General features: G+C 47.0%; 13 protein-coding genes. 7 read left to right on the top strand and 6 right to left on the bottom strand.

Annotation, left to right across the window (positions count from 1 at the left end):
• Window positions 1-26 precede the first annotated feature (26 nt).
• A complete protein-coding gene (locus P3X63_RS21425) occupies window positions 27-575 on the bottom strand; it encodes a pyridoxamine 5'-phosphate oxidase family protein (RefSeq protein ID WP_026589271.1) in 549 nt (182 codons plus the stop codon).
• 94 nt (window positions 576-669) lie between these two features.
• On the opposite strand from P3X63_RS21425, the gene pdxR reads away from it, so the two are divergent.
• The gene (pdxR, locus tag P3X63_RS21420) at window positions 670-2,070 is read left to right on the top strand and encodes a MocR-like pyridoxine biosynthesis transcription factor PdxR (RefSeq protein ID WP_347176584.1); all 1,401 of its coding nucleotides are present in this window, start codon (window positions 670-672) and stop codon (window positions 2,068-2,070) included.
• Window positions 2,071-2,167: 97 nt separating this feature from the next.
• Window positions 2,168-2,995 carry a polysaccharide deacetylase family protein gene (locus P3X63_RS21415; protein WP_051290463.1) on the top strand — a complete coding sequence of 276 codons (828 nt, stop codon included), beginning with the start codon at window positions 2,168-2,170 and terminating at the stop codon, window positions 2,993-2,995.
• A gap of 28 nt (window positions 2,996-3,023) precedes the next feature.
• Here P3X63_RS21415 and P3X63_RS21410 read toward each other — a convergent pair whose 3' ends face one another.
• A complete protein-coding gene (locus P3X63_RS21410; RefSeq protein ID WP_026589268.1) occupies window positions 3,024-3,275 on the bottom strand; it encodes a hypothetical protein in 252 nt (83 codons plus the stop codon).
• Window positions 3,276-3,573: 298 nt separating this feature from the next.
• Entirely contained in the window at window positions 3,574-3,747 is a 174-nt protein-coding gene (locus tag P3X63_RS21405; protein ID WP_179115679.1) for a hypothetical protein, read from the bottom strand.
• Between the two features lie 397 nt (window positions 3,748-4,144).
• Here P3X63_RS21405 and P3X63_RS21400 point away from each other — a divergent pair, with 397 nt between their 5' ends.
• Window positions 4,145-5,191, top strand: coding sequence for a lactonase family protein (locus tag P3X63_RS21400; RefSeq protein ID WP_026589266.1), 1,047 nt, complete (start codon window positions 4,145-4,147; stop codon window positions 5,189-5,191).
• Between the two features lie 53 nt (window positions 5,192-5,244).
• Here the strand turns inward: P3X63_RS21400 and P3X63_RS21395 are convergent, their stop codons facing one another.
• Window positions 5,245-5,601, bottom strand: coding sequence for a helix-turn-helix domain-containing protein (locus P3X63_RS21395; protein ID WP_026589265.1), 357 nt, complete (start codon window positions 5,599-5,601; stop codon window positions 5,245-5,247).
• 213 nt (window positions 5,602-5,814) lie between these two features.
• On the opposite strand from P3X63_RS21395, the gene P3X63_RS21390 reads away from it, so the two are divergent.
• The 4 genes from P3X63_RS21390 to P3X63_RS21375 all read left to right on the top strand — a co-directional run bounded on the left by P3X63_RS21390 (window position 5,815) and on the right by P3X63_RS21375 (window position 11,243).
• Window positions 5,815-6,804, top strand: a complete 990-nt coding sequence (locus P3X63_RS21390) for an asparaginase (RefSeq protein WP_026589264.1) — start codon at window positions 5,815-5,817, stop codon at window positions 6,802-6,804.
• 21 nt (window positions 6,805-6,825) lie between these two features.
• The gene (gene aspA, locus P3X63_RS21385; protein WP_026589263.1) at window positions 6,826-8,253 is read left to right on the top strand and encodes an aspartate ammonia-lyase; all 1,428 of its coding nucleotides are present in this window, start codon (window positions 6,826-6,828) and stop codon (window positions 8,251-8,253) included.
• Window positions 8,254-8,478: 225 nt separating this feature from the next.
• Window positions 8,479-9,876, top strand: coding sequence for a Na+/H+ antiporter NhaC (gene nhaC / locus P3X63_RS21380; protein ID WP_026589262.1), 1,398 nt, complete (start codon window positions 8,479-8,481; stop codon window positions 9,874-9,876).
• 35 nt (window positions 9,877-9,911) lie between these two features.
• Window positions 9,912-11,243, top strand: coding sequence for an NAD-dependent malic enzyme (locus P3X63_RS21375; protein ID WP_026589261.1), 1,332 nt, complete (start codon window positions 9,912-9,914; stop codon window positions 11,241-11,243).
• 21 nt (window positions 11,244-11,264) lie between these two features.
• Here P3X63_RS21375 and P3X63_RS21370 read toward each other — a convergent pair whose 3' ends face one another.
• Window positions 11,265-11,654: a DUF1259 domain-containing protein gene (locus P3X63_RS21370; RefSeq protein WP_026589260.1), complete on the bottom strand. Its 390-nt coding sequence runs from the start codon at window positions 11,652-11,654 to the stop codon at window positions 11,265-11,267.
• 67 nt (window positions 11,655-11,721) lie between these two features.
• Complete coding sequence (locus tag P3X63_RS21365) at window positions 11,722-12,525, bottom strand: formate/nitrite transporter family protein (RefSeq protein ID WP_026589259.1); 804 nt, start codon at window positions 12,523-12,525, stop codon at window positions 11,722-11,724.
• Between the last annotated feature and the right edge of the window lie 64 nt (window positions 12,526-12,589).

The following is a 12,589-nucleotide window of genomic DNA, read 5'->3' as shown; positions in this document are numbered from 1 at the left end:
AGCATAAGCCTTTAGGGTCTTTTTTGTCATCGATCTTCTTTTACGGTCCGCCCCTGTTCAAATGTCATGTTTTGCTTCAGCGCGTTTTCTTTTGCGGTGATCGTATCCGGCGCGATTTTGAAAACAACGGTTTTGCTGCCTAGAGACGACCGGTACTTTTCTACATGGACTTTTTGCAGCGAAGAACTGTAGTATCCCGGTACATATTTGTCAAGAAGAGTCTGCATGGCAGATGTTGCTTCATCTAAATCAGTGATGATTGACGCTGTGCCAAAAAGTATGACGCTCATATATGCGGTATCTGTTTTTGCGGGAACCGGGTGAACCATTGTTCCATATTGTTCACTGACCGTGAAGCATACGTTTGGATTTTCGTGCAGCATCTCAATCTTTCGCCCTTCTGATGCTCCGTGAAAGTAAATCTGTCCGTTTTTCCAAACGAAGTTCAAAGGGATGACATAGGGTGTCCCTTGAGCGGCCAAGCCGAGGTATCCGGTTTGGGCTTCGCTTAAAAACCGGCCGATTTTTTCTGAATCTGTGCAGGCCCGCTGCTGCTGGCGGATGGAATGGTGCATAGCGGTCACGCTCCTTTTTAGGTGTTATGATATGATTGTAGGTTGTTATTGTCCCTTTAAAAAGAGACAATAGAAGAAAACTTGATGAGGTCAGATGATGATAGAATTAACGCCTTTACTAGACAAAACAGTGAGGACACCGCTTTATATTCAGCTCTATCAATATATTAAAAAGGAGATTGAAGAGGGCGGGATCCCTCCCGGCACGGTTCTGCCGTCTATCCGCTATTTATCCCGGCATTTACATATCAGCAAAAATACCGTTGAGAGCGCCTATCAGCAGCTGACTGCAGAAGGGTATACAGAGAGCAGGCCAAGAAGCGGCATCAAAGTGCTCCCGCTGGAAAAACCGCTTTTTCCGACTCGCCGCTTTACATATCCTGTACGGCAAAAACGCGAGGAAGAACCTTCTGTGCAATATGATTTTCAGTATGGCGATATCGATTTGGACCATTTTCCGCTCAAAACATGGAAGAAGTGTCTGCAAGATGCGATGAACAGTGAGAGTCCGGATTTGTTTCTGTACGGTGATCGTCAAGGCGACAAAGGTCTCCGGGCAGAATTGGCCAAGCATTTATTTCAAGCAAGAGGCGTCCGCTGTTCCTCTGAGCAAATCGTGGTCTGTTCAGGGACGCAGTCCGCGGTCAGCCTGCTTTGTCAGCTGCTCTCCTCCAACGGGCGGATGGTTGCGGTTGAAAATCCCGGGTATGACGGTGTCCGCTCCGTTTTTCTGAACCATGGATACGCCACCCATCCAATCGGGCTTGAAGCGGATGGAATCGATTTGTCGCAGCTCAAGAAGAGCAGGGCGAAGCTCGCCTACATTACGCCATCCCATCAGTTTCCATATGGGATGGTGCTGCCGATTCAAAAACGATTGAGATTGCTGAAGTGGGCTGACCAAAATGATGCCTACATTATTGAAGATGACTATGACAGTGAATTTCGCTATCGGGGTCAGCCTATTCCATCTTTAAAAGCGCTTGATACAAAAGATCATGTCATTTATCTAGGGACATTTTCCAAATGCTTTTTACCGGCGGCCAGATTAAGTTATATCGTTCTGCCGCAGAAGCTGACAGAGCGATTCCGCGAAAGATTAGGCCGCTACAGTCAATCTTCCTCACCGATGATTCAAAAAGCGATGTATTTGTTTATGAAAGAAGGGTTTTTTGAAAGGCACATTCGCAAAATGAAAAAAGTGTACCAGGAGAAGCATCAAACATTGATTTCAGCGATCGAAAAGCATTTCGGCAATGAGGTCAACATCATCGGAGAAAAAGCGGGACTCCATATTTTAATGGAAATCAGACGGGATATAAAGGACCTCATTGGTAAAGCGGAAAAGCATGATGTAAAAGTTTATCCCGTCTCAGACTTTTGGATCGATCCACGTGAGAGCCCCTCTTCCATCGTGATGGCGGGATTTGGAGGACTTTCTGAACAAGACATCGAGGAAGGGATCGAGAGACTCTATCAGGCATGGTTTGCGTGAATGCTCAAAACACCCTGGCGTCCGGCCGATATTAAGAAAGCAAAAAAAGTTAAACCGAAAGCAGGAAAGAAGAGTGAAAAAAACGAAGCTGATCCTCATGTTGTTTATGTTGACGGGAGCGCTTTACGGGTGTTCCAGCCATGAAGCAAAAGGGGAAGAAAAGGCAATATCAAAAGCGGCGCAGCAGGCGCCGGAGCGATCTGAAAAGGATTCTCAGCAAAACCCAGCGTCCATTGATACAGCCGATTGGATCAAAGTAGACGGACCGGCCCGCATTCCGATTCTCATGTATCACAGCATCTCATCGGGAAACAGCCTGCGGGTGCCGGAGACGGAATTTCGCGGACATATGAAATGGCTCAAGGATAACGGCTATTACACGCTGACGCCCGAAGAAGCCTATATTGTCTTAACACAGGATAAAATGCCGAGTGAAAAATGCGTGCTGATTACGTTCGACGACGGCTATACAGATAACTTTGAAAAAGCATACCCGATTCTAAAAGAATATGAGATGAAGGCGACGGTTTTTATGATCGGCAAATCGATCGGCAGAAAGAATCATTTGACCGAAGCCCAAATGAAAGAAATGGCCGGGCACGGTATTGCCATCGAAAGCCACACGATCAATCATGTCGAACTGAACGGACTGGCGCCGGAGCAGCAGCTGAGCGAAATGACGCGTTCCAAAACATTGTTTGACGGTATGCTCAAGCAAAACACAATTATGCTGAGTTATCCGGTCGGCCGCTATAACGCCGAGACGCTCAAACAGGCTGAAAAAGCGGGCTATCAAATGGCGGTGACGACAGAGCCGGGTGCGGCTCGAAGGGATCAGGGGATGTATGCGCTGCACAGGGTCCGCATCGCGCCGGGCATGTCGCCGGAAGCGTTTGGAAGAATGATAGAACACAGCAGACAATAGGAAAGGGCATTCACCAATGCCGCTTTCCTTATTTTTTATCGCTTTGGTGCGTCGGGTTGATGATAAGCCGCAGATTCGGGCGCATACCTTCAGAGGTTCGGCGGTTTTCCGTCTGCCCTGGTGCGGTTTCGATTACCCTCAAACATCCGGTCGGCGCTGCTGGCTGGCGGACCAATGTTTCGCTTTTCACGGCCGCTTTGTTATACGGTCTTTTGTTGCTCTTGTCAAAAAAGAATGAATACAAAATAAACAGAGCGAATAAAACCAGTAAAAAAATCATCTGGAAAAACCCCTCCTTGTCATGAATGTCTTCTTTTAATATCGAACAAGCGGGTGCAAAGTTTTATATATTTTGTATCGGAATCGAATTTTTATGACTTTTGTATCGGTTGAAGAGTGGGGAGCTGTTGTCCTAACATCATTCCCAATCGGAAGTCGGGTTAAACAACTGAATTGACTAGAATGTTTTTGGAGTAGATGGTGAACAAATTATGAAGGGAATTGGCCGCTGATTGCAGCAAGAGCTGCATCCAGCCTAAGAATCCGAGCAGGAGCAGGAGAAAGGCGGCCGGCAGGTTTTAACAGCCGCCGCCACCATCGCCGCCGCCACCGCAATCACCGCCGCCGTCTCCGGATGAATCAGGACCCCCGACAAAGAAAGTTGAAGAGCCGCTGTTGTTTCCGTCGGACGGCGCCATGGCGGCGTAGAGGAAGAATATCACCAAGATAAAACCAATTATTCCAACTAGCATATAAAAACCCCCTTCATAATATATAACTTTTGTTTTTATACGATTAGCAGGCTGGAAAGTTTCGCAATTTTGTAAAAAATAGTCTTACATAGATAATATGACTTTATCCATTTTACCCCGCAAGTCTTTTAGAGAGGGAATTTTCATGGAGATACATTTCAAGTACAGTGGCAAAATGAGTCGTTACAACGTTTTCAAATCGGTATTTTTCACTTCTCCGCTGCCGGACGAGAGCGATTCCATGATATAAGCGGATGTCAAAGCCTTTTATGTTAAGAATATCATAAAAAGGTTTTTTCATATGAGCGTCTAAGGTTTTTATATACCAGATCATGATTATTCAGCTTCAGTAAGTTAAAATAGGAATGGACGACTGTATAAAAAGGAGAGGATCAAGATGCCGAAGTACAGAGGTTATATCGGAACGTATACAAAAGCAGACAGCGAAGGGATTTATACATTCGAGCTTGATACGGAGAACAAAGCGTTAACGACGCCGAAGCTCGCTGCAAAGTTAGGCAGTCCGACATATTTGAATATCGCCAAAGACAATGAAATGCTGTATGCGGTTGCGAAAGACGGAGACAAGGGCGGAGTTGCCGCGTATCGGATTGATGGCTCCACCGGTGAGCTGACCTTCATCAACGGGCAAACGGAAGAAGGGCCGTCACCTTGTCATGTCAGTGTCGATCAGGACAATCGCTATGTTCTTTCCGCCAATTACCACAGCGGGACGATCATCTCTTATCCTTTAAATGAGAACCGCGGTCTGCTTGCACCTTCATCAGAGGTGCATCATGAGGGATCAGGACCGCATGAGAGACAGGAAAAAGCACACACCCATTATTCCGGATTTACGCCTGATCAGAAATATGCAGTGGCGGTCGATCTCGGAACGGACCTTATCATCACGTATCAATTGAAAGAGGGCCGGCTTGAAGAAGTGAAAAAACACGCTGCTGCACCGGGCTCAGGGCCGAGACATATCGAGTTCCACCCGCAGGAAAAGTATGCATATGTATTAACGGAGCTGAGCAATGAAGTCATCGTGTTGGAATACAACCCTGATTTGGGTGAATTCAGGGAGATTCAAGTGATTTCGGCATTGCCGGAAGGCTTTGACGGTGCGAGCCAGGGCGGCGCCATCCACGTCACAAAGGACGGCAAATTTGTATACGCTTCAAATCGCGGACACGACAGTGTTGCCGTCTTCAGCGTCAACGAACATTCGGGCGAGCTTACCCTTGTTGAACACGTCTCAACTGAAGGGGAATGGCCGCGGGACTTTGCGCTTGATCCATCCGAACAGTTTTTGATCGCTGCCAATCAGGAAACAGGAACACTGACATTGTTTGCAAGAGATGAAAAAACGGGGAGACTGACGCTTTTGCAATCTAATGTCCCGGCTCCGGAAGCGGTTTGTGTAAAATTTTTATATGTCTAGTCATAAAAAAACTTGATTGGCCTCCCTGCCAGTCAAGTTTTTTCGTTCTATATTTAACTTTTAGAATTGCTGTCAAATTGTTTTTTAACCTTGATAAACGCCGCCATCTGTTTGATGTCTTCTTCAGAAAGAAGCGTCCCGTCGATCGCAAGCTTGTGCTTGCCCCATTCGGTCAACTCAATGGCATCACTTTTATCCTTCCCATTCCGCGGATCGTCAACTCTGCCAAGCAAATAATCGGTTGAGGTGTTGAATAAATCAGCGATTTCGATCAGCGCCTCTAAAGAAGGGCGGCGATAGCCTGATTCATAGCCCGCATAAGTGCTTTTTGCAATCCCGAGAAGGTCGGCAGTATATTGCAATGACCATTTTTTACTTTTTCTCAGTGTTGTTAATCGATCTAAATTCATATTTTACGCTCCTTTTGATTCAAAGTGATTATAGCATAATATCAGGAAAAGTGTACGCGTAATGAATAAACTTTCTTGATTATTTCACATTTGAAGACTATAATTGCATTAAAGGTACGCAAAAAGCGTATACAGCGCTTACATGCAGACCGCCATTGATTTTCTGATCGTGCTTTAGACTGAATAAATTGACTTCTTAAAGAGGTGTTGCACATGAAAAAGTTACTGCTCTTGACCACCGGCGGGACCATTGCTTCAGTAGAAGGAGAAAATGGACTGGCACCGGGGGTTAAAGCGGAAGAGCTTCTCAGCTATTTATCTGATGACTACTCAAATTATACGATAGATTGCCAATCTTTAATGGATATAGACAGTACAAATATGCAGCCTGAACACTGGGTGCAAATGGCGGAAGCGGTTTATGAAAATTACAGCCGCTATGACGGGTTTGTGATCACCCATGGCACAGATACGATGGCCTATACATCGGCAGCGCTTTCATACATGCTGCAGAATGTTGACAAGCCTGTTGTGATTACGGGTTCCCAGGTTCCGATTACATTTAAGAAGACGGACGCAAAGAAAAATATTAAAGACGCGGTCCGCTTTGCCTGCGACGGGATCGGCGGAGTGTACGTCGTCTTTGATGGACGTGTCATTTTGGGAACGAGAGCGATCAAATTGAGAACGAAAAGCTATGATGCTTTTGAAAGTATCAACTATCCTTATATCGCTTTCATCCATGACAAGGAAATCGAGTACAACAAGCGGGCGCCTGAGGCAAAGCCTGGCACATTGAAGATTGATACTTCCTTAAATACTGATGTGTGTCTTTTAAAATTGCACCCCGGCTTAAAGCCCGAGTTTTTGGATTGTCTGAAAGATTCATATAAAGGTATTGTGATTGAAAGCTACGGCAGCGGCGGTATTCCATTTGAAAAAAGAAACATTCTGGAAAAAGTGAACGAGCTGATCGATTCCGGAATCGTCGTCGCCATTACGACGCAATGCCTTGAAGAAGGAGAAGATATGAGCATTTACGAGGTTGGCCGAAAGGTAAACCAGGATGCCATTATCCGTTCAAGAAACATGAACACCGAAGCAATCGTGCCGAAACTCATGTGGGCCTTAGGGCAAACCGGGGATCCCGGTGAAGTGAAGAAAATCATGGAGACACCGATTTCAGACGATATCATCATTTAAAAAAGAAAGCAGGGTTAGCAAATGAAAGCTGAAATGACATACCGGACGGAAAAAGATTTTCTCGGAGAAAAAAGCATTCCGGCCGATGTCTACTACGGTATTCAAACATTGCGGGCAGCGGAGAATTTCCCGATCACAGGCTACAAAATTCACGAAGAAATGATCAAAGCATTGGCTGTTGTGAAAAAAGCGGCCGCGCTCGCGAACATGGAAACAAAGCGCCTTTATAAAGGCCTCGGTGAAGCGATTGTTCAAGCGGCAGACGAGATTATCGACGGCAAGCTGCATGATCAATTTATCGTCGACCCAATCCAGGGCGGCGCCGGAACTTCAATGAACATGAATGCGAATGAAGTCATCGGCAACCGCGCGCTTGAACTGCTCGGCCACGGGAAAGGGGAATATATTCACTTAAGTCCGAATACGCACGTCAACATGTCGCAATCGACAAACGACGTATTCCCGACGGCCATTCACATTTCGACGCTCAAGCTTCTGGAAAAGCTGCTCGATACGATGGATTACATGCTTGACGCCTTTAAGAAAAAAGCGCGCGACTTTGACCATGTCATCAAAATGGGGCGCACCCATCTCCAAGATGCGGTTCCGATTCGCCTCGGCCAGGAATTCGAAGCGTACTGCCGCGTGATCGAACGCGACATCAAGCGGATTAAACAGTCGCGCCAGCATCTGTACGAGGTTAATATGGGCGCTACCGCAGTGGGAACCGGGCTGAATGCAGATCCCCGCTATATTGAACATGTCGTCAAATATTTGGCGGACATCAGCGGACTTCCGCTTGTCGGCGCTGACCACCTTGTCGATGCGACGCAAAATACGGACGCATATACGGAAGTATCAGCGGCATTGAAAGTCTGCATGATGAATATGTCCAAAATCGCCAATGACCTGAGATTAATGGCATCTGGTCCGCGCGCAGGACTGGCTGAGATTTCCCTTCCGGCAAGACAGCCGGGCTCGTCGATTATGCCGGGAAAAGTCAATCCTGTCATGGCTGAGCTGATTAACCAAATCGCCTTCCAAGTCATTGGGAACGACCATACGATCTGCCTCGCTTCTGAAGCAGGCCAGCTCGAACTGAATGTGATGGAGCCTGTGCTCGTGTTTAACCTTCTTCAATCGATCAGCATCATGAACAACGGATTCCGTTCCTTTACGGATCATTGTGTGACAGGCATTGAAGCGAATGAAAAACGGTTGAAAGCCTATGTTGAAAAAAGCGCCGGCGTTATTACGGCCGTCAACCCGCACCTCGGATATGAAGCGGCCGCCAGAATTGCGAGAGAAGCGATTCTGACAGGTCAATCGGTCCGCGATTTATGCCTGCAAAATGATGTATTGACAGAGGAAGAGCTCGATTTGATTTTAAATCCTTTTGAAATGACAAAACCGGGTATTGCCGGTGCGGAACTTTTGAATCGTGATTAACTAACGACAGGCGAAAACACTCTAAAGCTTATACCGGGATAGAAATACAGAGTGTTTTCGCTTTTCTTGTAAAACGAATGAGAGCAGTGTAAAGGGTTACGGTCCTGGCCTTTTTCATGGTATACTGGGCTGTGTTAGTTAAATTTTTATGTAAAACTTGAACTAAATCGCTATTTTTATGTATTTTTCTTTGAAAGCGTTTCAATTGATAAGGGGGATCTCAGGATGAAAAATACACGGTTGCCGTCTATGCTGGAAATTATTTGTGTATTAGGCGCGTTTTTAGCCATAGTATGTTCGTTTACAGTTAAGTTTGATTTGCCTATTCAGCTGGCATTATTCATTTCATGGTTTTTAGTGATTTTGCTCGGATTTCGCCTCGGGCACCGTTATGAGGATTTGCAAAAATCGATTACAACCGGGATATCCAATGGACTTGAAGCGATACTCATCCTGATAGCCGTCGGCGCTCTGATCGGCACATGGATAGCCGGAGGGGTTGTGCCGACGTTGATTTATTACGGACTTGAATTTATCCACCCGAGCATTTTCCTGCTCGCCACGCTCATCATTTGTTCGATTACGTCTGTTGCAACAGGGACATCCTGGGGAACCGTCGGTACGGCCGGAATCGCCATGATGGCGATCGGGGAAGGACTGGGACTGCCGCTTCCGCTTGTTGCCGGCGCTGTTTTGTCCGGCGCTTATTTTGGAGATAAATTATCGCCTCTTTCCGACAGCACAGTGCTTGCTTCGTCTTTATCAAAGGTCGAGGTCATCAGACATGTCAGAGCGATGCTGTTTTTATCCATTCCCGCCTATATCATCACGGCGGTGCTGTTTACGATTACCGGATTTATTTACGGAACGAAAAATGTCGACTTGGCTAAAGTAGAATATTTGAAAGCATCACTGCAGAACACATTTGATATTCACATTTGGATGCTCATTCCGGCCATCGTTGTCATTGTTCTATTGGCGATGAAAAAGCCGTCGGTGCCGACGATTGCGATCGGTGCTCTATTAGGCGCCATCTGGGCCGCGGTATTCCAAGACATGAATTTTTCCGCTGCGATCGGCACAGCTTACAGCGGGTTTTCAATCGATACCGGCATCGACTTTTTGGACAAGCTTTTAAACCGCGGCGGAATCGAAGGGATGCTCGGCTCTGTCGTTGTCATTATTCTTGGACTCGGTTTTGGCGGTTTGCTTGAACATTTAGGCGTTTTACAAGTGATTGTGTCGAAGTTCCAGAAAAAGCTGACATCAGCCGGAAATGTGACATTTTCAACGATCATTGTCGCTTTCCTGGCAAATGTATTTGGCTGTGCGATGTACGTTTCCCTCATCTTGACACCGAAAATCATGGAAAAAAGTTATGACAAGCTGCATATCGACCGCAGGGTGCTGTCAAGAAACGCGGAGGTCGGGGGGACCATGACATCGGGAATGGTGCCGTGGTCAGATAACGGAATTTATATGGCCGGGATTCTCGGCGTATCGACGTTCTCCTATCTGCCGTTTATGTGGCTGAGCTTCGTTTCCATCGGACTTGCGATTCTGTACGGCTATACAGGGAAATTCATTTGGTATACGGACAAAAAAGATTCACCTGCGGGGTAGCTGATCTTTAATCAATCATTGGAGGTATTTCAGTTATGAATGGCAATAACATTATTCGGAATTTGATGCTGGAGATCCCTTCGGCACCCGGAAACCTTGGAAAGGTGACAACGGCCATCGGCCTTGCCGGCGGCGATATTGGAGAAGTTGAAACGATCAAGGTCGGGCCGAATTATACGATGCGCAACATCACCGTTCAGGTTGAGCATGAAGAGCAGCTGACGGAGATTCTTGACGTAATTCGCAATTTAAAAGAAGGCATCCATCTTCATACCGTTTCAGATGATGTCCTTGCCGCACACGAAGGCGGGAAAATCGGCATGAAGAGCAAGATGCCGATTCACTCATTGGCGGACTTGAGAAGGGTCTACACTCCAGGGGTGGCAAACGTCTGCGAGCTTATAAAGGAAGAGCCGCAAAAAGCAAACATCTATACAGGAATCGGCAATTCGGTGGCGATCGTGACGGACGGAACGGCCATCCTCGGCCTCGGCGATATCGGCCCGGTTGCCGGAATGCCTGTTATGGAAGGGAAAGCCGCTCTATTTGACCAGCTGGCGGGCATTAGCGGTGTACCGATTTTGCTCGATACGAAAGATCCTGACGACATTGTGCGGACAGTTCAAAACATTTCGCCCGGATTTAGCGGGATTCTCCTTGAAGACATCGGTTCTCCGCATTGTTTTGAAATCGAAGAGCGCTTGAAAAACAATTTGAACATCCCGGTGATGCATGACGACCAGCACGGCACCGCTGTGGTCACGCTGGCGGCGGCGATTTCAGCCGCTAAAAGCGCCGGCGTCGACTTAAAGCAGGCGCATGTCGGCCAAATCGGGCTCGGAGCAGCTGGGGTTGCCATCTGTCGGATGTTCATGGCTTACGGTGTCAAACGGGTTGTCGGAACGGATAAATCATTGGAAGCGATGGCCCGTTTGGAAAATTACGGGGGACACGCGGCTGAAAGCATTGAAGAGCTGATGGAAAGCTGTGACATCGTCATCGCCACTACCGGTGTTCCAGGTTTGATCAAGAAACAATGGGTTCGTGAAGGCCAGGTGATTTTGGCTCTTTCCAATCCGAAACCGGAGATTGAGCCTGAAGATGCGCTTGAGGCGGGTGCAGCCTACGCCGCTGACGGCCGGTCCGTCAACAATGTCCTTGGATTCCCGGGCATTTTCAGAGGCGTGTTGAACGCAGGGGCGGAATCGATCAGCCATCCGATGCTGGTCGCAGCAGCAGAGGCGATTGCATCCTGTACAAAACAAGGCGACCTTGTGCCAGATCCGCTGAATCCCGACGTTCATGAAATCGTCGCTGAAGCGGTGGAGAGAGTCGCGCTTTCTGCGATGGGAAAAATGAATGAATAAAGAAAACAAACAGCTGCCGTTTTATTGTAAAACAGATAAAGCGGCAGCTGTTTTTCTTGCAAATGTTAACGGCGATTCCACTGACTGAAAATGGATGTATAACAGATTCGGTTCAGTGAACAGCCAATGGTTATGCAACGCGCTGATGATCAGGCCCTGATCGGTCAGCTTTTTTGTGAAAACCGGGATTTCTTTCGGCAAAATCGCGATTTCCGCCATGTTGAGGGCGATGCCGTTTTGATCAAGCGCTTCGAACATGACTTCCTCCATCCCGACTCCCCTGCTCGGCCTCCCCTGAACTCTGATATTTAAGTGCCGGTTGATACTGACGGAGCAAACGCCGTTTTCGACGTGCGGTTCTCCATTTAAAATTTGTCCGAACTGCCGGCAAATCGTTTGAAAATGCTGCATGTCCGCGAACCTCCCATTTTAATGTCACCTGATTTTATGAATGAAGGCTCGGTTTCATGATCATTTATCAGTGCGGTTTTTTGATGATTTCTTCGCCGTTTGCTTCCGGTTTGTTCGCATAGTTATACATGAACCCCATCATAAATGCTCCGCCGACCAAATTTCCCAATGTAACCGGAATGATATTGTGGACGGCACCGGCCAGGGAAATCGTTTCAGGATGGTCTGTCACCAAGGCGACGGCAAAAGTGGCCATGTTGGCAATGCTGTGTTCGTATCCGGAAATAAAGAAAGTAAAAACAAACAGCATCATGGAGAACATTTTCGCCCCGTCGCCCTTTTGTGACATCGGCACAAAGAACGCCAGACAGACGAGCCAGTTGCAAAGAATCGCTTTAAAAAACAATTCGATGGCTGGCGTATTCATTTTATGCTCGGCAACGCTCAGCAAGAAGCCGGTGGAAGACGAATCTTTCAATAGGCCGCTTGCAAAGATGATGGTTGCGAATAGGACGGCGCCCATTAAGTTTCCCGCATAGCTGAAGATCCACATCTTGATGACATCAGTCCAGCGCATTTTTTTGCGAAGCGCTGCAAATGTATAATAAAACGTGTTTCCCGTGAATAAATCTCCCCCGCCATAGACAATCAATATAATGGCTCCCCCGAATGTGACCGCTGCAATTGGATATGTGAACGGAGACCCCTCAAGATAAAAAAGGTTCCCTGTTTTAAATGCTACGATCACGCCGAATCCGATGAACATGCTTGCCAGTATAGAACGAAGAAGATAATGAAGACGGCTTTGTTCGAATATTCCGTATTTTTTCAAAGCAAGCTCTTCTACGCGAATCAGCGATTTAGTTTCCATGTTTACCACCACCAAGTATTTACTAAGAAGTCTTTTGAGTACGACTTAAGTATAGCAGGATATT

This window comes from Bacillus sp. HSf4 (assembly GCF_029537375.1).
Taxonomy (GTDB): Bacteria; Bacillota; Bacilli; order Bacillales; family Bacillaceae; genus Bacillus; species Bacillus sonorensis_A.
This window is presented reverse-complemented; position numbering and strand designations above follow the sequence as displayed.